This is a genomic window from Streptomyces sp. adm13(2018) (genome assembly GCF_008042145.1).
Taxonomy (GTDB): Bacteria; Actinomycetota; Actinomycetes; order Streptomycetales; family Streptomycetaceae; genus Streptomyces.
Window position 1 is genome coordinate 170,164 of sequence record NZ_RDBH01000114.1, and the last position, 20,572, is coordinate 190,735.

Genomic DNA, 20,572 nt, shown 5'->3' on the forward strand with positions numbered 1-20,572 from the left:
TTCCACAACTGTCCGAAGCCTGTCCGTAGCCTGTCCGTACGTCCTAGGAGATGCCGCCGCCGTGAGCCGCAGCCTTCGACGCGGCGCCCTCGCCGCTACCGCCATCGTTCTCTCCGTCGCCGCGCTGTCCGCCTGTGGTGCGGGCAACGACGCGCAGACGCTCGGCGTCAAGCCGGACAACGCCGCCGTCACGGTGGACGACGTCAAGATCCAGAACGCGCTGGTGATCACCCAGCCCCTGGACGTGGCCAAGGGCCCGGCCGTCGTCTCGGCCACCGTCTTCAACAACGGCGACAAGCCCCAGACCCTCGAGTCGATCACCCTGCCGGGCAGCACCGGCACGGCCGTGGCGCTCAAGGCCGCCTCCGGCGCCGGGCCGATCGTCGTCCCGGCCTTCGGCTCGGTCGTCATCGGCGGCGAGGGCAACGCCTCCGCGGTCATCGCGAACGGCAGCGAGGCCACCCGCGACGGCGACGCGCAGAAGGTCGTCTTCAAGCTGAGCCGGACCGGCGACGTGGGCCTGAGCGCCTTCGTGGTCCCGGCCGCCAGCTACTTCAAGGACTTCGGCCCCACCATCCTCCCGGCTCCCCCGGGCGCCCAGCCGACCGCCACCGCCTCGCCCTCGGGCGCGGCCGAGGGCGGGCACGGCGGCGAGGCCTCCGGCGAGCCGTCGGGCGAGGCGAGCCACGCGGCCGGCCACTGACCCGTACGCACGCATGCGCGCCGAAGGGCGCCCTCCCCACCCGGGAGGGCGCCCTTCGGCGTACGTGCGGGCCGGTCGTGGACGGGCGGCCGGGGCCGGCCGGCTACGGGCGTCGTGGCCGGCCTGGGGCGCGGTCGTCGTCCGCGGTGACCGGCCCGCTTCGGGCTCTCGTCTACGGCTCGAACTTGTAGCCCAGGCCGCGGACCGTGACCAGGTAGCGCGGGGCGCCCGGGTCGGGCTCGATCTTGGCGCGGAGGCGCTTGACGTGGACGTCGAGGGTCTTGGTGTCTCCGACGTAGTCCGCGCCCCAGACCCGGTCGATGAGCTGCATACGGGTCAGCACGCGGCCCGCGTTGCGCAGCAGCATCTCCAGGAGGTCGAACTCCTTCAGCGGCAGGTCGACCTTGCCGCCCGCGACCGTCACCACGTGGCGGTCGACGTCCATGCGGACCGGGCCCGCCTCCAGGGCCGCCGGGGTGACCTCCTCCGGCTCGCCGCGGCGGCGCAGCACCGCGCGGATGCGGGCGACCAGCTCCCGCGAGGAGAAGGGCTTCGTCACGTAGTCGTCGGCTCCTATCTCCAGCCCGACGACCTTGTCGATCTCACTGTCCTTGGCCGTCACCATGATGACGGGGACGTTCGAGCGGCCGCGGAGCTGCCGGCACACCTCGGTGCCGGGCAGGCCCGGAAGCATCAGGTCGAGGAGGACGAGGTCGGCCCCGTTGCGCTCGAACTCGTCGAGGCCGTCGGGCCCGGTCGCCGCTACCGCGACTTCGAAACCCTCCTTGCGAAGCATGTAGGACAGGGCGTCGCTGAAGGATTCCTCATCCTCGACGACAAGCACTCGGGTCACGGAAGGACCTCCGGGGCAGGAAGCGGTTCGGTCATGAGATCAGGGGTGGGGGACGAGGCGGGTCGGCGGTCCCGTACGGCGCCCGCCTCGGGCAGCCGCAAGGTGAAGGTGGAGCCCTGGCCCTCGGTGCTCCAGACGGTGACCTCTCCGCCGTGGGAGGCGGCCACGTGCTTGACGATGGCCAGGCCGAGTCCGGTGCCGCCGGTGGCACGGGAGCGGGCCGGGTCGACGCGGTAGAAGCGCTCGAAGACGCGCTCCTTGTCCTTGTCGGGGATGCCGACGCCCTGGTCGGTGACGGCTATCTCGATCAGGTCGCCGCCGGGCGCGGCGATCTTGCGGGCCGCGATGCCGACGCGGGTGCGGGCGGGTGAGTAGTTGACGGCGTTCTCGACGAGGTTGCCGAGGGCGGCGGCGAGCTGGCCGCGGCTGCCCCAGACCCGCAGGTCGGCGTTGCCTCCGGACGCCATGGTGATCTGCTTGGTGGTGGCCGTGTGCCGGGAGCGGTCGATCGCCTCGTCGACGAGTTCGTCCACGGACACCGGCTCGGAGTCCTCCAGCGGGTCGTCGTTCTGCACGCGGGAGAGGTCGATGAGCTCCTGTACGAGGTTGGTGAGGCGGGTCGCCTCGATCTGCATGCGGCCGGCGAAGCGGGTGACCGCCTCGGGGTCGTCCGAGGCGTCCATGACGGCCTCGGAGAGCAGGGAGAGCGCGCCCGTCGGGGTCTTGAGCTCATGGCTGACGTTGGCGACGAAGTCGCGCCGTACCGCCTCGATGCGGCGGGCCTCGGTGAGGTCCTCGACCAGCAGCAGCACGAGTCGCGAGCCCAGCGGGGCGACCCGCGCGGACACGGCGAGTGCCTCGCCGCGGCCGCTGCCGCGCCGGGCCAGGTCCAGCTCGACCTGTCGTATCTCGCCGTCGCGCCGGGTGTCACGGGCCATGTTGAGCATGGGCTCGACGGCCAGTTTCCCGCCGCGGACCAGGCCGAGCGCGTACGCCGCCGAGCTGGCCTTCACCACGGAGTCGCTCTCGTCGAGGACGACCGCGGAGGAGCGCAGTACGGACAGCACGGTGTCGACGCCGGGCGGGAGCACGGCGTCCGTGTGCAGGGAGGTACGAGTGGGTCTGGCCTGGTCGCGTTCGCTCCAGCGGAACGCCAGCATGGCGATCACGCCGGTGCACACGCCGGCGATCGCGGCCAGGGCGGCGACCGCCGCGTTCACGTCCATGCCTCCCAGGTTATGCGGGTGCGAGGACTCTCTCCCAGCCGTCCGAGTGGCTCCTCGAACACTCGTCGCTCAGAGTTCACCCCGAGGACCGGAGTGGTTCACATGCCCCGGGCGGGCCGACGGCTCACGTCGCCCAGAGTTCACCTTGGGGAAAGTATTGATTCATGTGTGCGGGTGGAGCCGGACGCGTGAGGGACGGAGGGTGGGAGCGTGGGGATCCGAGCCCCCCATCCGGACCCCGGAGCTTTGCCGAGCTTTGCGTAGAGAGGGACATCCATGCGGGACGCGTACCACGAGGAACTGGACTCGATCGGCGAGAGCCTGGTCGAGATGGCCCGCCTCGTCGGGTCCGCGGTCGGACGCGCCACCACGGCGATGCTCGACGCGGACCTCAAGCTGGCGGAGAGCGTGATCGCCGCCGACCAGAAGGTCGACGACCTCCAGCACGAGCTGGAGGCCCGGGCGATAGCGCTGCTCGCGCGGCAGCAGCCGGTGGCGACGGACCTGCGGATCGTGGTCACGTCGCTGCGGATGAGCGCCGACCTGGAGCGCTCGGGCGACCTGGCGCAGCACGTGGCGAAGCTCGCCCGGCTGCGGTTCCCCGACACGGCGGTGCCCCGGGACCTGCACGCGACCATCCTGGAGATGGGGCAGCTGGCGCAGCGCCTGATGGCGAAGGCGGCGGAGGTCATCATCACCAAGGACGTCGACCTGGCGCTCCAGCTGGAGACGGACGACGACGAGATGGACCTGCTGCACCGGACGCTGTTCCAGCACCTGATCGACGACCGCTGGAAGCACGGCATCGAGACGGCGGTCGACGTGACGCTGCTCGGCCGCTACTACGAGCGGTTCGCCGACCACGCGGTGTCGGTGGCGAAGCGCGTGGTGTACCTGGTGACGGGTGAGCACGCGGACGAGCTGCAGGCGGCGGACGCGCCGGTCGAGGGCGCGTAGGCGCGCGGGCGCCGATGCGCCGTTGATGCGCCGGTCCGGGTGGGCATGCAATGGGGGGAGGCGATGTGCGCCTCGAAAGGGAGGGACCCCCATGGCCGATTCCCCCAACCCGACCGCGACCACCTCGGGGCCGGAGGCACCGCGCGAGGCGGTGCACCTGCCCCTGCTGGGCGCCTGCGGCTGCGGCTCCGGCTGCGGCTGCGGGTGCCAGTCGGGCGGCCCGTGCCAGTGCGGCGGCTGCTCGGGCTGACCGGGATGTGCGGAGGGGGTGGGGTGCGGGGATGCCGCACCCGCCCCCGTCTCCGTTCTCCCCTTACTACAGGTCCAGGACGCCGACGATCTGGTCGCCGCTGGTCTCCCCCGTGGGACGGAAGCCGAGCCGTTCGTAGAAGGCGCCGGGCCCGTCCTCGCCGGGTTCCCAGGTGACGTACAGCTGTGAGGCGCCGCGCCGGCGCAGCTCGTCGCGGACGGCTTCGACGGCGAACCGGCCGTATCCCCTGCCCTGCCCGTCGGCGGCGATGTTGAGCCGCCAGAGACCGCTGCGGCGGTCGTCGGGGTCCTTCTCGGCGTTCCACTGGAGGTCGAGGAAGGCCATGAGGAAGCCGACGGCCTTGTCCCCGTCGAAGACCAGCCGCGGCCAGGCGGCCTCCCCGAAGGCGTAGGCCTCGGCGAGGGAGGTCGAGACGGGAGCGACGTTCCGCTCCTGGTGGGGGTGGACGCGCAGGGCGAGGGCGGCGTCGACGGTGGCGGGGGTGATCTCCTCCAGGCGGAGCGACGTACTCATGGGGCGGAGGCTAGCGAGGACCCACGGATTCGGCGCGCGAATTCCCGCCGCGCGGGCGTCGGATGGCCGGGCCGAAGCGAGGCAGGAGCCGGGCCGCGCCCGGGCCCACGGGTACGAGCAAGGCCCCCACTCGCGGAGAAACCGCAGGTGGGGGCCCTTCGTGCGTCAGGGTTACTTCTTCTTGCCCTGGTTCTTGACCGCCTCGATGGCGGCCGCCGCGGCCTCCGGGTCGAGGTAGGTGCCGCCCGGGTTGAGGGGCTTGAAGTTCTCGTCCAGCTCGTAGGAGAGCGGGATGCCCGTCGGGATGTTGAGGCCCGCGATGGCCTCGTCCGAGACGCCGTCCAGGTGCTTCACGAGCGCGCGGAGGCTGTTGCCGTGGGCCGCGACCAGGACCGTGCGGCCCGTCAGCAGGTCCGGGACGATCGCGTCGTACCAGTACGGGAGCATGCGCTCCACGACGTCCTTGAGGCACTCCGTGTCCGGGCGCAGCTCCGGCGGGATCGTCGCGTAGCGGGCGTCGTGCGCCTGCGAGAACTCACTGTCGTCCGAGAGCGGCGGCGGCGGGGTGTCGTACGAGCGGCGCCAGAGCATGAACTGCTCCTCGCCGAACTCGGCGAGCGTCTGGGCCTTGTCCTTGCCCTGGAGCGCGCCGTAGTGGCGCTCGTTCAGGCGCCACGAGCGGTTCACCGGGATCCAGTGGCGGTCCGCGGACTCCAGCGCGAGCTGGGCGGTGCGGATGGCGCGCTTCTGGAGGGAGGTGTGCAGGACGTCGGGGAGCAGGCCGGCGTCCTTCAGCAGCTCGCCGCCGCGCGTCGCCTCCTTCTCACCCTTCGCGGTGAGGTTCACGTCCACCCATCCGGTGAACAGATTCTTCTCGTTCCACTCGCTCTCGCCATGGCGGAGGAGGATCAGCTTGTACGGTGCGTCGGCCATGCGGACGAGCCTAATGGACCTCCGACGATTGACGCGCGTCGTCAATTCGCTGGCGTCCGACACCTGAGATACGTAAGTTACGAGGGCCGCAAGCGGGACTTACACTCACAGGGGGCCGGCCACACATGTCCATCGACTCGCTCAGACGATCAGCCAGCGCGACCGTCTCCGGGTTTCCGCGGGGCTTCTGGTGGCTCTGGCTGTCGACCCTGGTCAACCGCACCGGGGCCTTCGTCCTCACCTTCCTCTCCCTCTACCTGACGGTGGAGCTCGGACACTCGGCCTGGTTCGCCGGACTCGTCGTCGCCCTCCACGGCCTCGGCGGCGTCGCCGGCTCCCCGCTCGGCGGCGCGCTCACCGACCGCTGGGGCCGCCGCCCCACGATGGTCACCATGCACCTCGCGGCCGCCGCGTCCGCCGCCGCCCTCGCCGTCGTCACCAGCGCCTGGGCCATCGCGACGGTCGTCCTCCTCATGGGCGTCGCCATGCAGGCGGTCCGGCCCTCCATCAACGCGACCATCGCCGACATGGTCCCCGCCCACGACGTGCGCCGGGCCTACGCCCTCAACTACTGGGCCCTCAACCTCGGCTTCGCCATCGCCTCCATCGGCGGCGGCGCCGCGATCTTCCTCGGCTACCGGACGCTGTTCGTCGTGGACGCCATCGCGACCACCCTGTGCGCCGTCATCGTCTTCCTCCGCCTCCCCGAGACCCGCCCCGCCGCCCGTACCGACCAGACCGGCGCCCCCGTCGTCGAGGCCGAGGTCAGCATGCTGACGGTGCTGCGCGACGCCCCCTTCCGCACCCTCGTCCTCCTCAACCTCCTCGTCTGCCTCGTCTTCACCGCCCCCTGGATCGGCCTTCCCCTCACCATGGCGGACCAGGGCCTCTCGCCCTCCTCCTACGGCGTCGTCATCGCCGTCAACGGCATCGTGATCGTCGGCTTCCAGCTGCTCGTCAACAAGCTCACCGACAAGCGCTCCCCCGTCGTCCTGCTCACCCTCTCCTCGCTCCTCTTCGCCCTCGGCACCGGCGCCACCGCCCTCGCCGGCTCCTCCGTGGTGGCCTTCGCCGCGACCGTCGTCATCTGGACCGTGGGCGAGATGATCCACGTCCCGACGAACGCCGCCGCCACCGCGCTCCTCGCCCCCGAGCACGCCCGCGGCCGCTACCAGGGCGTCATGGGCATGTCCTGGGCCGTCGCCGGGTTCGTCGCCCCGATCGGCGCCGGCGCGATCGTCGGCGGGCCCGGTCCCGACGTCCTGTGGGCCGCGACCTTCGCCGTCGGCGTCCTCGCCGCCGTCGGCTACACCCTGCGCCTCCGCAAGGCCCTCTGCGAGGACGGCGCCGGAGTCGGCAGCGGGGAGGAGACCGGTGGCGGCCGTACGGAGGAGACCGGTGGCGGCGGTGTCCGGGTCGTCGACGGCGGCAGCCTGTCGGATGACGGCGGCGTCGGCGGCGGCCTCGACGAGGTAGGAGTCGTCGTCGTGAGCGTCGGTGACATCGGCCCCGGCGTCGGGACGTCCACCGTCGCCGAGCCCGCCGTCGCGGAGTCCGCCGTCAGTCCCTCGGCCGGTGCTCCTGCCCCGCGAGCCTGAAGCCGTTCCCGTCCCTGCGTACTTCGGCCGTGCCCGAGCCGCCGAAGTGCGCGGGGACGACCAGTTCCCGCCGGTCGGCGGCCCGTTCGAGAATCCGGCGGCGGCTCGCCGCCGCTCCTCCGGCGTCCAGGCAGAAGCAGCTGTTGTGCGCGGGGTCGAGGATCTGCACGGGGCTGTGCAGCAGGTCGCCGACGAACACCGCGTGCTCCCCCTTCGACGCGAGGCGCAGGACGGCCGAGCCGGGCGTGTGCCCCGGCGCGGACTCCAGGGTCAGGTGCTCGTCGATGCGGTGGGACCCGTCCCAGAGCACGGTCCGCCCCGCGCGGTGGAGGGGCGCGACGCTGTCCTCGTAGACGAGGCGGTCGTGCGGCGCGCGGCCTCCGCCGTAGCCGTTGTCCGGGCCGAAGTGGGCGTCGTCCGCCGCCGGTACGAGGTACTCGGCGCGCGGGAAGGTCGGGACCCACTCCGTACCGGCGTCCGCACCGGTAGCGACGCCGGTACCGGCGCGGCTCGGGCCGTGGGCTCCGCCCGGCGCCCCGTCCGAGCCGTCCGAGCCGTCCGCCGCCCGGGTGTTCCAGCCGACGTGGTCGGCGTGCAGGTGGGTGTTGACGACGACGTCCACGTCCTCGGGCCGGACCCCGGCCAGCTCCAGGCGGCCGAGGAAGTCCCCCTGCCAGTGGTGGAACTGCGCCACGCCGGGGCGCTCGCGCCCGTTGCCCACCCCCGTGTCGACCAGGACCGTCCGGCCCGCGCTGCGCAGCACCCACGTCTGCAGCGCCATGACCGCCCGGTCGCCCTCCGGCTCCCAGTGGTCCGGTGCCAGCCAGCCCCGGTTGTCCTGCCAGGTCCGCCGGGGGGCCGTGGGGACGAGGTCCGCGGCGCTCGCGAACGCCCCCCGCCACTCGACGACCCGGACGAGCTCGACGTCCCCCAGCACCATGCGTTCCACGCTCTCCTGTGTCATGCCGTCGACGTTAGGCAGTACGCGTGAGACTCTCCATGCCCGTACGGCTCCTCCGGATACGCGTACGGCTCACCGGAGGCCCCACGGCCGGGGCTACGCTGGCGCGATGGACGTGGTGAGCGACGCGATCTCGGCGGTACGGATCGGCCGGCCCTCCTCGCGGCGGGTGCGGATCGCCGGCCGCTGGTGCACCCGCCTCGCTGCGTACGGGGGCGCGGGTTTCCACGTCGTCCTGGAGGGACACTGCTGGCTGCTGCCCGACGGCGGCGACCCGGTCGAACTCGGCCCCGGCGACGCGGTCCTGCTGCCGCACGGCACAGGGCACGTGATGGCGGACCGGCCCGCCGACGCGGCGGAACTCTCGCGCGCCGTGCCCTTCGAGCGGTGGCTGGACGGGACGGCGTCACGGCCCCCGCCCGCGCGTCCCGGGGAAGCCGCCGGAGCAGGCTCCGGGGCGTACGCCGGGAAAAGCGCCGGGGAGTACGCCGGGACAGGCGACGGGAAGGGTCCCGGGAAGGGCCTCGGAGAGGACGCCGTAGACGGTCCCGTCGTCGAGATGCTGTGCGGCAAGTACCGGCTCGACCGCAGTCACGTCCATCCGCTCCTCGCGGAGCTCCCCCCGGTCGTGCACCTGCCGCACCAGCCCGGCGGCCACGGCGCTACCGCCCCCGACAGCGCCGATTCCGGTCTGCGCGCCGCCATCGCCCTCCTCGGCGGCGAGGTGGGCGAGCGGCTGCCCGGCTCCGCGGTCGCCCTGCCGAGCCTGCTCGACCTGCTCCTCGTCTACATGATCCGGTCCTGGACGGCGGGCGCGGGCGGCGCGGGCGGGAGCTGGCCGGCCGCCCTCGGCGACCCGGTGACCGCCGCCGCCCTGCGGGCCGTGCACTCCGACCCGGCCGCCGCCTGGACCGTCGACCTGCTCGCGGCCGAGGCCGGGGTGTCCCGTCCCACGCTGGCCCGCCGGTTCACCGGTCTCGTGGGCCGGCCCCCGATGGCGTACCTCACCTGGTGGCGGCTGACCCGTGCGGCCGCCCTGCTCCGGGACACCGGGGACCCGCTGGCCGCCGTCGCCCGGCGCGTCGGCTACAGCACGCCGTACGCCCTGTCGCACGCCTTCCGCCGGGAGTTCGGCACCACGCCGGGCCGGTACCGCGCGGAACTGGCCACCACCGTCACCGCCACCACCGTCGGCTGAGCGCGTCGCGGATCGGCGGCGTTCGGCTCGTCACCCGCTCGCGGTACTCGGCTTCTGGGTCAGGTTCTTGAACGCGTCGAGGTTCCGGGTCGACTCGCCGCGCGAGACCCGCCACTCGTACTCGCGGCGGATCGCCGACGCGAAGCCGAGCTCCAGGAGCGTGTTGAAGTCGCCGTCCGCCGCCTCCAGGACCGAGCCGAGCAGCCGGTCCAGCTCCTCGGGCGTCACCGCGGCGAGCGGCAGCTTGCCGGCCAGGTAGATGTCGCCGAGGCCGTCGACCGCGTAACTCACCCCGTACAGACGGAGGTTGCGTTCGAGGAGCCAGCGGTGGACCCCCGGCTCGTTCTCGTCCGGGTGGCGGATGACGAACGCGTTGAGGGAGAGCGAGTGGCGTCCGAGGCGCAGCGAGAGCGTCGTGTAGAGCTTCCGTGTGCCGGGGAGTTTCACGACGTAGGAGCCCGGTTCGGGGGACTCCCACTCCAGCTCCGCGTCCTTGAAGGTGTCCTCGACGATCCGTCGGACGTCCTCGGTCTCAGCCATGGTGGGAGCGTACGCGACGGCGGGTCTCGCGCAGCCGGTGGTCGTGTACGGCGGCCGTGTAGACGTCCGCCGTCCCCGCGGCCGCGGTGTCCCAGCCGAAGGAGCCGGCGTGCAGCGCCGCCGCCGCGCCCATCCGGTCCGACAGGGACGGGTCCGCCACGAAGCGCCCGAGCGCCTGGGCGTAGTCCACCGGGTCGTGGCCCTGGACGAGGAAGCCGGTCACACCGTGCCGTACGGCGACGGGCAGGCCGCCCACCGCCGCCGCGACGACCGGGGTGCCGGCCGCCTGCGCCTCTATGGCGACCAGGCCGAAGGACTCGCTGTAGGACGGCATGACGAGGACGCTCGCCGCGCGGAACCAGTCGGCGAGCCGGTCCTGGCCCACCGGCGGGTGGAAGCGCACGAGGTCCGCCAGGCCGAGCCGGGCGGCCAGCTTCTGCAGCTCCTCCGGCTTCGCCAGCCCGCTGCCGCTCGGTCCACCGACCACGGGAACGATCATGCGCGAGCGCAGCGAGGGATCCCGGTCGAGCATCGCGGCGGCGGCGCGGAGCAGGATGTCCGGGGCCTTGAGCGGCTGGATGCGGCCGGCGAAGACCGGGATGAAGGCGTCCCGCGGGAGCCCGAGCCGGGCACGGGCGGCGGCCCGGCCGTCGGCGGGGCGGAAGTGGTCGAGGTTGACGCCGGGGTGGACGACCGCGATCTTGCCGGGGTCGGCCTCGTAGAACCGGGCGAGCTCGTCGGCCTCCTCCGCGGTGTTCGCGATGAGCCGGTCGGCCGCGTCGACTATCTGCGTCTCACCGATCACCCGGGCGGCGGGCTCGGGGGTGTCGCCCTCGGCGAGCGCCGCGTTCTTGACCTTCGCCATGGTGTGCATGGCGTGGACGAGCGGGACGCCCCAGCGCTGGGCGGCCAGCCAGCCGACGTGGCCGGAGAGCCAGTAGTGGGAGTGGACCAGGTCGTAGTGGCCGGGCCGGTGGCCCGCCCAGGCCTGCATCACCCCGTGGGTGAAGGCGCAGAGCTGGGCCGGCAGCTCCTCCTTGGCCAGCCCCTCGTACGGTCCGGCGTCGACGTGCCGGACGAGGACGCCGGCGGCGAGCTCGACGACCGGGGGGAGGCCGCCCGTGGTGGCGCGGGTGAAGATCTCGACCTCGATGTCGATGGCGGCGAGTCGTTTCGCCAGCTCGACGATGTAGACGTTCATGCCGCCCGCGTCGCCCGTGCCCGGCTGGTGCAGCGGGGAGGTGTGGACGCTGAGCATGGCCACGCGGCGCGGGGTGCGGTTCCGGCCGGGGAGCCGGAGCCGGGCCGGTGCCGGGTGCCGGTGCCGGGTGCCGGCGAACCGGGACACGTACTGGCTCACGTCGGCGGTCCTTCCGCTCGGGGGCGAACGCATCGGGTCCGACACGTCGGGACCGGTCGCCTCGGGGAGCGCGTCCGGCCTGGTCGGGTCGGTGCCGGTGCGGGTGCAGGACCCGCTGCCGGGTCCGGCGCCGGTCCCGGTGCCGACCCTGGTACCCGGCTCGGCTCGAACCCGGTACCAGGCTCGGTGCCGGCCTCGTTCCCGAGCCCGGCGCCGTGGGCATGGCGGCGGGAGGACGTAGTGCGCCCTCCGGGCGGGACAACACCGGAACGGAACCTTTCATTTCCACCCCGGACAGCGCTTTGCCAATTCATTACCTGGGGCCGCTCAACCCCCACCCCCACCCCGTAACCTTTCGGCATGGCACCCACTTCCGCCCCGCCGACGGCCGGGCCGCCGCCCGTGCCCGGCTCGGGCTCCCGCGGGACGCCTTCATCCCGGTCTTCGCCGGCCGCATCCAGCCGCTCAAGGCCCCGGACATCCTGCTCCGCGCCGCCGCCGCGATGCTCGACCTCGGATACGGGGCCGCCCCCTGGACCGCCGTCGAACTGCTGGCCCGGCTGCGCACGGCCGAGCCGCGCACCCGGCTGTACGGGATCGAGATCGAACCGGCCCGGGTCGAGGCGGCGAGGCCGTACGAGCAGGAGGGCCTCTCCTTCCTGCACGGCGGCTTCGAGGTGCCCGTACCCGGCCGGGTCGCCCTCATCCGCGCGGCGAACGTGCTGCGCCAGTACGACGAGGAGCAGGTCGCGGCGGTCTGGGAGCGGCTGCGCGGCCGGCTCGCGCCGGGCGGGCTGCTCGTGGAGGGCACCTGCGACGAGATCGGGCGCCGGCACGTCTGGGTCGCACTCGACGCGGCCGGGCCGCGGACGGTGACCTTCGCGACCCGGCTCGGCTCGCTCGACCGGCCATCGGACCTCGCGGAGCGGCTGCCGAAAGCGCTGATCCACCGCAACGTGCCGGGCGAGCCGGTGCACGCCTTCCTGCGGGACTTCGACCGCGCCTGGGCGGCGGCGGCCCCGTACGCCTCCCTCGGCGCGCGGCAGCGGTGGATCCGCGCGGCCCGCGACCTGGCGGCGGACTGGCCCCTGACGGACGGCCCCCGACGGTGGCGCCAGGGCGAACTGACGGTGCGGTGGGAGGCGGTGGCGCCTCGGGGGTGAGGGGGACACGTACGGCATTCCGCCCCCCGACGTACCGCATTCCGCCCCCCGACGTAGGCGTTCCACGCGCGGTCACGGCGTTCCCCGCACGGTTGCGGAACCGCGCCGCACCCGCCCGGCGTGACCTTTCTCATTGCCCCGGGAGGCGTCCCGTCGGCCGTACGGGGGCAAGTACCTCCCCTTCCGCGGCATATGCCAATCCCGCCACGGAGGCCGACCCGCTGATCGCCATTCCGCTGCGCACCGCCCTACCGCTATGGTCCGGGACGGGCCGGACGCCACCCGGCGCCCTGCGCACCCTCGGGGGGAGGGAAGGAAACCCGGACCGATGCCCGTATCCGTACCGCGTCAGAGAAACGTCTCTGCCGTTGCGGGACCCGGCGACGTCGCCCCTACGGACGCCACCGCCATGGACGCCACCGCTATGACAGGCACAGTCACAGGCACCGACCGCACCGATCTCATCCTCTTGGTCGTCGAGGACGACCCGGCGGGTGTCCTCGCCGTACCCGAACTGCTCGACGCGGCGGACGCCGCCGGCACCCGGGTCCGCATCCGCACCGCCCGCAACCTCACCGAGGCCGAGCGGCTCCTCACCGACGACGTCCACTGCGTCCTCGTCGACCTGTCCCTGCCCGGCCCCAGGGCCGCCGCCGGGGACGACCCGCTCGCGCCCCTGCGCCACATCCTGCGACTGGCCCCGCGGCACGCGGTCCTCGCCCTCGCGACCTCCGCGGACGCCGAGCTGGCGGCCGAGGCCGTCCGGGTCGGCGCCCAGGACCACCTGTTCCGCGAGGAGCTCGACGGCCGGCTGCTGAGCCGCGCCATCCGGTACGCGGTCGAGCGCAAGCGCGCCGACGCCGTGCAGGTGAAGCTCGCCGAGTCCCGGCTCCGCGCGCAGGAGAACGCCCGCCTGGAGCGCGGCCTGCTGCCCACGCCCCTCCTGGAGGGCTCCGACCTCAGGTTCGCGGCCCGCTACCGGCCCGGGCGCTCGCGCGCGCTGCTCGGCGGCGACTTCTACGACGTGGTCCGCACCCCGGACGGCACCGTCCACGCCATGATCGGCGACGTGTGCGGCCACGGCCCCGACGAGGCCGCGCTCGGCGTCGAGCTGCGGATCGCCTGGCGGGCCCTGACCTTCGCGGGACTGTGCGGGGACGAGCTGCTCTCCACGATGCAGCAGGTCCTGGAGCACGAGCGGGAGAGCGAGGAGATCTTCGCGACCCTCTGCACCGTGGACATCGCGCCCGACGGGCGCCGTGCGGGCCTGTGCCTGGCCGGGCACCCGTCGCCGCTGATCGCCCGCCAGGGGCGGGCCGCGCACCTGCTGCCGTACGAGGACGGCGGCCCGGCGCTCGGGCTGCTGCCGCGCGCCCGCTGGCCGCGCCGGCAGGTCGAGCTCGGCGGGGCGTGGAGCCTGCTCATGTACACGGACGGGCTGATCGAGGGGCGGTCGGCGGGACCCGGTTCGCCGCGGCTCGGCCAGGACGGGATGGTCGGCATGGTCAACCGGCAGCTGACCGCGGGCCTGCGGGGGGACGAGCTCCTGGACGCGGCGGTGACGGAGGTCCGGTCCCTGAACGGCGGGGAGCTGACGGACGACGTCGCCGTCCTGGCCCTGGAGAGGGACCGGGACGGGGACAGGGCGGCCCGGAGCCGGACGCCCGCGCTCTGAGAGAGAGAAGAGGACAGGACCCGGAGCGGGGTGCTCCGGGTCCTGTCCTCTTCGTCGTGCAGGTGGCGCGGTACTGACGTGTACCGGCGACCTGGACCGTCAAGGCCTCTGGTGCTTCTCTTTCGGCGACTCTTCTAACGACCGCCGTTGTACGGGCCGTACGGGCCGTCGCTGCTGGAGCCGCCGCCCCGGCGCCCGCCGCCCGAGACCTGCTGGAGCGCGGGGCGGACGTCCACCATGAAGACGATGGCGGCGATCACGCCCGCGATCTGCAGGAACAGCATCGGGAAGAGCAGGTTCAGGGCGAGGTTGATGCCCAGGACGATCAGCCAGAACTTCTTCGTCTGCTTCTCGGCGGCGCGGTACGCGTCCTCGCGCGCCATGGCGGCGAAGACGAGCGCGGCGACGGCGAAGCCGGTGAAGATCAGGAACATCACCAGGGAGAGGAGGGAGTCGAATCCCGCGCGCAACATGCTGAGCACCGCCTAGGGAAGAGGGGAAGAGCGCCTCGCGGTCAAGGTACCCGGTTCAACGCACCGGGTACCCGTATTGGTGCCCGGTACTACGCCTTCTCGGCGGAGACGCCGGCCTTCTTGGCGGGCGCCTTGCGGGCGGTGGTCTTACGGGCGGGCGCCTTCTTTGCCTCCGCCGGCTCGGACGCGGTGGGCTCGGGCACGACGACGGCCTGCACCGGCTCCGCGGCCTTGGCCTCCGCGGCCTTCTCGTCCTCGGACTTCGACGCGTCCGGCTCGACGACGATGGCGATCTCGGTGATCTCCTCGGCGACGTCCCCGCGCCAGGCGCGGACGGCCTCCTCACCGTGGGCGGCGACCTCCTCGTACTTCTCACGCGCCTTGACGGCGTACTCGGCGGCGACGCCGACCCCGCGCAGGGCGAGGTCCTGGGCGGTCTCGCCGAGCTTCTTCAGGTCCGTGTCGAGGCCGCCGACGACATCGGCGAACCGCGACTGCACGGTGGCCTGGGCCTCCTTCGCCTGCGCGGTGACCTTCTCCTGCACGGCCTTGGGGTCGGTGTTGCGTACGGCCTCGATACGGGCGGGCGCCTCGGCGGCGATCTGCTCGATCAGGCCGGGAACCTTCTTGGCCTGCTGCACGGCGAGGTCCGCGGTGCCGGCGGCGAAGTAGAGGGGGGTACGCAGTTCGTCGATGATGGCCATGCTGGTGGTCCTCCCGGGTGTGGCGTGCGCGAGCGAGCGCTGGTCAGGGGCGGTCAGGCATCGGGCGAAGCGTCCACGGGCCGCTCGGCGGCGGCCGCGGCGCGTGCGCCTGGGGGGTCTTCGGTGGTGCTGGTGGAGCCGGTGATTCCGGCTCCGGTGGTGCCGGTGGTCGCTTCGGTGCTTCCGGCGGCCCCGGCGCGGTCGGCTGCGGCCCGGTCGACCTCGGCTGCGGCCGCGACCGCCGCCTCGGCGGCGTTCTCCTTGCGGAAGGAGTCGTAGATCTGGAGCAGCACCTGCTTCTGCCGCTCGTTGATCGAGGGATCGGCGAGGACGACGGCGCGCGTCTCCAGCTCCTCCCGCTCCGTCTCGTCGAGGATCCCGGCCCGTACGTAGAGCGTCTCGGCGGAGATCCGCAGCGCCTTCGCGACCTGCTGCAACACCTCGGCGCTGGGCTTCCGCAGCCCCCGCTCGATCTGGCTCAGATACGGGTTGGACACCCCGGCGGCGTCGGCCAGCTGCCGCAGCGACAGCTGCGCGGTCCTCCGCTGCTCGCGGAGGTACTCACCGAGATTGCCGACGTTGAGCGATGCCATGCCCCGACCATGCCAGCCTTTGCTAACTATTGCAAGCAGCCGCTAGCAAGAGTCGCCCTCGGTCGGTCGGCGGTCCGAGGTGAGCGTCGGCCGTACGGAACCGGGGGCTTGGGGCCGTACGTCCCCCCGTACATGCCGACCGTCCTGGGGATACTCTTCGCCGCCGTGCCCGTCGCCGTCTGGGCGGCGATCGCCCGTACGCGCCCTGTCGGCCTCGTCGTCGGCGGCATTCTGCTCGCCGGAGCCGGTCTGCTGGTCGGCGTCCAGCAGGTCTGGATCCACGCCCCCCGGCCCGACGCCCACCTCCTGTTCACCGCCCTGGCGCCCCTGGCCATCGCCTGCGGTGTGAGCCTGGAAGGCCGGCACGGGAATCCCCCCTCCCCGGGATGGGCCGACCGCCGCAGCGGAGCCATCGGCGTCCTGGGGATGCAGTTCGCCCTCACCCTCGTGGCCGGCCTCCTGTACGCACTGGTGATCAGCGACGGCTCGGCGGCCGCGCCGTCCAGGGTCCTCCCCTCCCTGCCGCCGGGCATCAGCATGGTCAGCGAGGGCGTCGGCTGCGGTTCCGGCGGCTGCTGGCGCGTCGTGACGGTCACCGGCAACGACTTGTCCCGCCCGGAGATCATCCGCGAACTGGGCCTCCAGCAGGAGAGATGCCGTTCCAACGGCTGGCTGCTCGACCGGCGTGAGCTGTGCGTCGGAGCCAGGGACAACGGCAAGAACGTCACCGTCTACGCCAGCCTCGGATAGACCGGCTGGGGGCAGACCGGCTTGGGATGGAGACCGGCCTGGGATGGGGACCGGCTTGGGTCCGGCCTGGGATGGAGACGGCTTGGGTCCGGCTTGCGGTGGAGACCGGCTTGGGATCGGCTGGGGGCAGAGCGGCCGTGTCCGGCGGCCGGCCGGCCCGGTAATCCCCGTGATCTTCGCGGCCGCGGCTGGGAGACTGGGGCGCATGGAGACGACCACGGAGCGTTTCCGGGCGGCGGCCCGGGAGTGGGCGGCGGACGGCGCGGGGGCCCCGGCGGCCGCCGAGGTGGCCCGCGGACTCGCGGCCGGCAGCGAGCTGCGTACGGCCGTGCTCGTGGAGGGGGTCAGCGACCACGTCGCGCTCGACGCCCTCGCGGCCCGGCACGGCCGCTCCCTCGACGCCGAGGGCATCGCCGTCGTCCCGCTCGGCGGGGCCACCAACATCGGCAGGTACGTACACCTCCTCGGGCCCCGGGGCCTCGGCATGCCGCTGGCGGGTCTGTGCGACGCCGGCGAGGAGCGCCACTTCTCGGCCGCCCTCGAACGGGCGGGGCTGGGCCACGACCTCGCCCGCGCCGCCATGGAACCGCTCGGCTTCTACGTCTGCGACGCCGACCTGGAGGAGGAGCTGATCCGCTCCCTCGGCGCCGAGGCGGTCCAGCGGGTCGTCGACGCCCAGGGCGACCTGCGGGCCTTCCGTATCTTCCAGAAGCAGCCCGCCCAGCGGGAGCGCGCGGTCGAGCGGCAGCTACGGCGCTTCATGGGCACCATCAGCGGCCGCAAGAGCCAGTACGCCCGCTCGCTCGTCGACGCCCTCGACCTCCGCGAGGTCCCCCGCCCGCTCGACCGGCTGCTCGCGTACGTGACGGCGTCGCGCGGCGCGGTGCCGACGCCGGGACCGACGCCTGCACCGGTACCGGCCTCGCCCCCGGGGACGGCTCCGCGGGACTGACCGGCCACGCCCCGCGAGAGCCCGCGGACCCGATGACACGGGGCCGGTCCCGCCCCGCGCCCCGCCGTGCCATGCTGGTGGGCGTGGCACTGGAGGATCTGGTACGGCTGCGCCGGGCGCGGGACACGATGGACCGCGACTACGCGCTGCCGCTCGACGTCCCCGCCCTCGCGGCCGTCGCCCTCATGTCGACCGGGCACTTCGCCCGCAGCTTCCGCGCCGCCTTCGGCGAGACCCCGTACAGCTACCTCATGACCCGGCGCGTCGAGCGCGCCAAAGCGCTGCTCCGACGGGGTGACATGAGCGTCACGGACGTCTGCTTCGCCGTCGGGTGCACCTCGCTCGGTTCGTTCAGCTCCCGCTTCACCGAACTCGTCGGCGAGACGCCGTCCGCCTACCGGGCCCGCCCCCACGAGGACGGGGCCGCGATCCCGGCGTGCGTCGCGAAGGTGCGCACGCGGCCGGTCCGCCGGCCCTGACCCGGCGCGGCGGACCGGTGGGCCCGACGGCGCCCGCCCCCGGATCGGTCCGTTTCGGAGAAGCGGAATGCGGTGGCCGGCCGTAGCTTCGGAGGCATGGACATCAAGCTCTCGCAGTGCTTCATCGCAGTCGACGACCACGACAAGGCCCTCGCCTTCTACCGCGACGCCCTCGGCCTGGAGGTGCGGAACGACGTCGGGTTCGAGGGGATGCGCTGGGTGACCGTCGGGTCCCCCGCGCAGCCGGACGTGGAGATCGTCCTCGAACCGCCGCTCGCCGACCCCAACGCCTCCCCCGCCGACCGGCAGGCGGTGGCCGAGCTGCTCGCCAAGGGCATGCTGCGCGGCGTGATCTTCTCCACCGAGGACGTCGACGCGACCTTCGAACAGGTCCGGGCGGCCGGCGGCGAGGTCATCCAGGAGCCGGTGGACCAGCCGTACGGCGTCCGCGACTGCGCCTTCCGCGACCCGGCGGGCAACATGCTGCGCTTCACCCAGCCCCGCTCCTCGTAGCGCCCGCGCGCCGGCGAGGGGCCGCCCCCACGGGTCGGCGGTGGCACGCCGACCCGTGGAAACCGGCCCCGGGCCGACGCGCCCCGCTCCTACCGAGGCGCGTCGGCCCGCGCACGGCGGCCCGGTCGCTCGTCAGGCCCGGCAGCGCAGCATCACCAGCGGTGGGTGGGCGAGGAGGTCCGCCCAGAAGTCCTCGCCGTACTTCTCCACACCCGCCTCCGACACGCCCAGCGGGACCCACTCCACCTCCCGGAACCCGGCCGCCCGCAGACACTCCTCGTAGACCTCGCGGCGCGGGACCGTGCCGATGATGCTGATCGGTTCGGGTTCGAGAAGCGCCGTGACCCGGACGCGCGGCCCGGCCTCGCCCTCCTCGCCCGTCGGCTCGCAGCGGAAGCCGTACGCGGGGAGGGACGCGCAGTCGAACCGGTAGTCGGGCCGCTGGGCGAGCACGAAGAACTCGCCGCCCGGCTTGAGGTTGCGGTGGATGCGGCGGCACATCCGCTCGATCCCCGCGATGTCCTCGGCGTAGTTGAGACACTGCACGCCGAGTGCGATGTCGTACTTGCTTTCCAGGAGCGGGAGTTCGGCCACGTCGCCGATCTCGTAGCGCACGCCGCCGAGCGGTTCGCGCCGCTCGGAGTCCCGCGCGGCGGCGATCATCTCGCCGGAGATGTCGACGCCGAAGACCTCCGTGGCGCCGCGCCGCCTCAACTCCCGGCTGTAGAAACCGGTCCCGCAGGCCAGGTCGAGGACCGACCTGCCCGTCACGTCCCCGACCATGCCCAGAAAGCTGGGCACCTCCCCGTACCGCATCAGCGGCAGGGACTTGAAGCCCTCGAACGCCTCACCGATGCCGTCGTACTGCTGACGCACGCCCATATGGCGCCCCCTCGTGTCCTTCGTCATGTGGTCCGAAGTCCTGCGCGCCCGTCGAGTCTGCTCCGCCAGGGACCGCACGCCGTACTGGCGAATGACACGAGAGGTGGGCGGGGCGACCCTTGTATCAGCCAACACCCGCGCGGGACGTGGTGGTTGGATCCAAGGTCACTGCACCCAGGCGCCGAGCACCTCGAAGTCCCGTGCGGTCAGACCTCGCTGAGGGTCGACTCGATGCAGCAGGGCCCGTCCGGGGTGGTGGGCGGCGACCCGGTCGCGGTCGGCCGCGCGGATCTCGTCGTCGACCCAGGCGAACGGCCGCCCACCGGCCCACGCCACGATCCCCGGCACCTTCCAGTGCACTCCCGCCCCGGGGTCGGGCTCGTCCTCGGGCCAGCGGACCAGCGGCAGGGCCGGAAGCCCGAGGCGCGGCGCGACCCAGGCGTTGGCGTCGTCCTCCCAGGTCGTCGCCCAGACGAGGACGTACGGGAGCGCCGCGAGCCGGGGCCCCTGCGCGGGGTCGAGCCGGGCGAGGAGGGGGCTCACGCCCCCACCCCCATTCATCCACTTCGCAATAATCCGCGACGGATCCATCCTCGTTACCCTTGCCGACATGACCGCCATGGCACCCACCCGCACCGAGCCCGACCTCTCCTACCTGCTCGACCACACCAGTCACGCCCTGCGGACCCGGATGACCGCCGCGCTCGACACGATCGGGCTCACCCCCCGGATGCACTGCGTCCTCGTGCACGCCCTGGAGGAGGAGCGCACCCAGGCGCAGCTCGCGGAGATCGGAGACATGGACAAGACGACCATGGTCGTCACCGTCGACGCCCTGGAGAAGGCCGGGCTCGCCGAGCGCCGGCCCTCCAGCACCGACCGGCGCGCGCGGATCATCGCCGTGACCGAGGAGGGCGCGAAGGTCGCCGGGGAGAGCCAGAAGATCGTCGACGGCGTACACGGAAGCACCCTCGCGTCCCTCCCCGACGAGGCGCGCGCCGCCCTGCTCGACGCCCTGAACCTGCTGGTCACCGGCCACCTGGAGACCCCGATCGAGAGCCCGAGGCCGGCCCGGCGGGCCCGTCAGCGCGGCTGACCCGGACCAACAGAGGCCCGAACTCGTTCCGTAAAAAATAGTCTGCAACAAAACCTTCTGCTAACGTCACTCCTGTCCGCTCCCCCGAACAGGAGTGACGTTAGCAGAAGGTTTTGTTGCAGACTATTTTTTACGGAACGAGTTCGGGCCTCTGTTGGTCCGGGTCAGCCGCGCTGACG

General features: G+C 73.1%; 24 protein-coding genes. 12 read left to right on the forward strand and 12 right to left on the reverse strand.

Features of this window, described 5'->3' with window-relative positions; all coding sequences use genetic code 11:
- Positions 1 to 61 precede the first annotated feature (61 nt).
- Complete coding sequence (locus tag EAO70_RS12985; RefSeq protein WP_148003161.1) at positions 62 to 703, forward strand: DUF461 domain-containing protein; 642 nt, start codon at positions 62 to 64, stop codon at positions 701 to 703.
- A gap of 172 nt (positions 704 to 875) precedes the next feature.
- On the opposite strand, the gene EAO70_RS12990 is transcribed toward EAO70_RS12985, so the two are convergent.
- Together EAO70_RS12990 and EAO70_RS12995 are read right to left on the reverse strand one after the other, a co-directional pair.
- Complete coding sequence (locus tag EAO70_RS12990) at positions 876 to 1,556, reverse strand: response regulator transcription factor (protein ID WP_015035162.1); 681 nt, start codon at positions 1,554 to 1,556, stop codon at positions 876 to 878.
- The gene (locus EAO70_RS12995) at positions 1,553 to 2,782 is read right to left on the reverse strand and encodes a sensor histidine kinase (protein WP_148003162.1); all 1,230 of its coding nucleotides are present in this window, start codon (positions 2,780 to 2,782) and stop codon (positions 1,553 to 1,555) included. Before EAO70_RS12995 ends, EAO70_RS12990 begins: the two co-directional genes overlap by 4 nt.
- A gap of 276 nt (positions 2,783 to 3,058) precedes the next feature.
- Between EAO70_RS12995 and phoU the strand changes: the two genes are divergently transcribed.
- Both phoU and EAO70_RS37890 read left to right on the forward strand, forming a co-directional pair.
- Entirely contained in the window at positions 3,059 to 3,739 is a 681-nt protein-coding gene (gene phoU, locus EAO70_RS13000; protein ID WP_148003163.1) for a phosphate signaling complex protein PhoU, read from the forward strand.
- Positions 3,740 to 3,830: 91 nt separating this feature from the next.
- On the forward strand, positions 3,831 to 3,989 hold the full coding sequence (locus EAO70_RS37890) for a hypothetical protein (protein WP_187283868.1): 159 nt from the start codon (positions 3,831 to 3,833) through the stop codon (positions 3,987 to 3,989).
- A 66-nt stretch (positions 3,990 to 4,055) separates the two neighbouring features.
- Here the strand turns inward: EAO70_RS37890 and EAO70_RS13005 are convergent, their stop codons facing one another.
- Complete coding sequence (locus tag EAO70_RS13005) at positions 4,056 to 4,523, reverse strand: GNAT family N-acetyltransferase (RefSeq protein WP_148003164.1); 468 nt, start codon at positions 4,521 to 4,523, stop codon at positions 4,056 to 4,058.
- 171 nt (positions 4,524 to 4,694) lie between these two features.
- On the reverse strand, positions 4,695 to 5,456 hold the full coding sequence (locus EAO70_RS13010) for a phosphoglyceromutase (RefSeq protein ID WP_148003165.1): 762 nt from the start codon (positions 5,454 to 5,456) through the stop codon (positions 4,695 to 4,697).
- Between the two features lie 125 nt (positions 5,457 to 5,581).
- Between EAO70_RS13010 and EAO70_RS13015 the strand changes: the two genes are divergently transcribed.
- Entirely contained in the window at positions 5,582 to 7,054 is a 1,473-nt protein-coding gene (locus EAO70_RS13015; protein ID WP_261992832.1) for an MDR family MFS transporter, read from the forward strand.
- Here the strand turns inward: EAO70_RS13015 and EAO70_RS13020 are convergent.
- Positions 7,017 to 8,018, reverse strand: a complete 1,002-nt coding sequence (locus EAO70_RS13020) for an MBL fold metallo-hydrolase (RefSeq protein WP_148003166.1) — start codon at positions 8,016 to 8,018, stop codon at positions 7,017 to 7,019. The genes EAO70_RS13015 and EAO70_RS13020 overlap by 38 nt on opposite strands.
- 106 nt (positions 8,019 to 8,124) lie before the next feature.
- On the opposite strand from EAO70_RS13020, the gene EAO70_RS13025 reads away from it, so the two are divergent.
- Positions 8,125 to 9,213, forward strand: a complete 1,089-nt coding sequence (locus EAO70_RS13025) for an AraC family transcriptional regulator (RefSeq protein ID WP_148003167.1) — start codon at positions 8,125 to 8,127, stop codon at positions 9,211 to 9,213.
- A gap of 30 nt (positions 9,214 to 9,243) precedes the next feature.
- On the opposite strand, the gene EAO70_RS13030 is transcribed toward EAO70_RS13025, so the two are convergent.
- The gene (locus EAO70_RS13030) at positions 9,244 to 9,753 is read right to left on the reverse strand and encodes a YbjN domain-containing protein (RefSeq protein WP_148003168.1); all 510 of its coding nucleotides are present in this window, start codon (positions 9,751 to 9,753) and stop codon (positions 9,244 to 9,246) included.
- Positions 9,746 to 11,113 carry a D-inositol-3-phosphate glycosyltransferase gene (mshA, locus tag EAO70_RS13035; RefSeq protein WP_148003169.1) on the reverse strand — a complete coding sequence of 456 codons (1,368 nt, stop codon included), beginning with the start codon at positions 11,111 to 11,113 and terminating at the stop codon, positions 9,746 to 9,748. The genes EAO70_RS13030 and mshA overlap by 8 nt, the downstream gene beginning before the upstream one ends.
- Positions 11,114 to 11,616: 503 nt before the next feature.
- Between mshA and EAO70_RS13040 the strand changes: the two genes are divergently transcribed.
- A complete protein-coding gene (locus tag EAO70_RS13040) occupies positions 11,617 to 12,276 on the forward strand; it encodes a class I SAM-dependent methyltransferase (RefSeq protein WP_261992863.1) in 660 nt (219 codons plus the stop codon).
- A gap of 409 nt (positions 12,277 to 12,685) precedes the next feature.
- On the forward strand, positions 12,686 to 13,951 hold the full coding sequence (locus EAO70_RS13045; RefSeq protein ID WP_410091267.1) for a PP2C family protein-serine/threonine phosphatase: 1,266 nt from the start codon (positions 12,686 to 12,688) through the stop codon (positions 13,949 to 13,951).
- Between the two features lie 134 nt (positions 13,952 to 14,085).
- Here the strand turns inward: EAO70_RS13045 and EAO70_RS13050 are convergent, their stop codons facing one another.
- From EAO70_RS13050 to EAO70_RS13060, 3 genes are all read right to left on the reverse strand, one after another.
- Entirely contained in the window at positions 14,086 to 14,424 is a 339-nt protein-coding gene (locus EAO70_RS13050; protein ID WP_148003171.1) for a DUF2516 family protein, read from the reverse strand.
- A gap of 89 nt (positions 14,425 to 14,513) precedes the next feature.
- A complete protein-coding gene (locus tag EAO70_RS13055; RefSeq protein WP_148003172.1) occupies positions 14,514 to 15,128 on the reverse strand; it encodes a hypothetical protein in 615 nt (204 codons plus the stop codon).
- Between the two features lie 53 nt (positions 15,129 to 15,181).
- The gene (locus EAO70_RS13060; RefSeq protein ID WP_261992833.1) at positions 15,182 to 15,721 is read right to left on the reverse strand and encodes a helix-turn-helix domain-containing protein; all 540 of its coding nucleotides are present in this window, start codon (positions 15,719 to 15,721) and stop codon (positions 15,182 to 15,184) included.
- 132 nt (positions 15,722 to 15,853) lie between these two features.
- On the opposite strand from EAO70_RS13060, the gene EAO70_RS13065 reads away from it, so the two are divergent.
- The 4 genes from EAO70_RS13065 (at position 15,854) to EAO70_RS13080 (ending at position 18,415) form a co-directional block, all read left to right on the forward strand.
- Positions 15,854 to 16,471 (forward strand): hypothetical protein, encoded by a 618-nt coding sequence (locus EAO70_RS13065; protein WP_148003173.1) that lies wholly within the window; start codon positions 15,854 to 15,856, stop codon positions 16,469 to 16,471.
- Positions 16,472 to 16,676: 205 nt separating this feature from the next.
- Entirely contained in the window at positions 16,677 to 17,423 is a 747-nt protein-coding gene (locus tag EAO70_RS13070; RefSeq protein ID WP_261992834.1) for an ATP-dependent endonuclease, read from the forward strand.
- Between the two features lie 83 nt (positions 17,424 to 17,506).
- Positions 17,507 to 17,902: a helix-turn-helix transcriptional regulator gene (locus EAO70_RS13075; protein WP_187283869.1), complete on the forward strand. Its 396-nt coding sequence runs from the start codon at positions 17,507 to 17,509 to the stop codon at positions 17,900 to 17,902.
- 96 nt (positions 17,903 to 17,998) lie between these two features.
- On the forward strand, positions 17,999 to 18,415 hold the full coding sequence (locus EAO70_RS13080; protein ID WP_148003175.1) for a VOC family protein: 417 nt from the start codon (positions 17,999 to 18,001) through the stop codon (positions 18,413 to 18,415).
- A 132-nt stretch (positions 18,416 to 18,547) separates the two neighbouring features.
- Here the strand turns inward: EAO70_RS13080 and EAO70_RS13085 are convergent, their stop codons facing one another.
- On the reverse strand, positions 18,548 to 19,297 hold the full coding sequence (locus EAO70_RS13085; protein ID WP_148003457.1) for a class I SAM-dependent methyltransferase: 750 nt from the start codon (positions 19,295 to 19,297) through the stop codon (positions 18,548 to 18,550).
- A 165-nt stretch (positions 19,298 to 19,462) separates the two neighbouring features.
- Positions 19,463 to 19,888, reverse strand: coding sequence for a hypothetical protein (locus tag EAO70_RS13090; protein ID WP_410091268.1), 426 nt, complete (start codon positions 19,886 to 19,888; stop codon positions 19,463 to 19,465).
- Positions 19,889 to 19,907: 19 nt separating this feature from the next.
- Here EAO70_RS13090 and EAO70_RS13095 point away from each other — a divergent pair, with 19 nt between their 5' ends.
- Complete coding sequence (locus EAO70_RS13095) at positions 19,908 to 20,393, forward strand: MarR family winged helix-turn-helix transcriptional regulator (RefSeq protein WP_148003176.1); 486 nt, start codon at positions 19,908 to 19,910, stop codon at positions 20,391 to 20,393.
- Positions 20,394 to 20,572 lie beyond the last annotated feature (179 nt).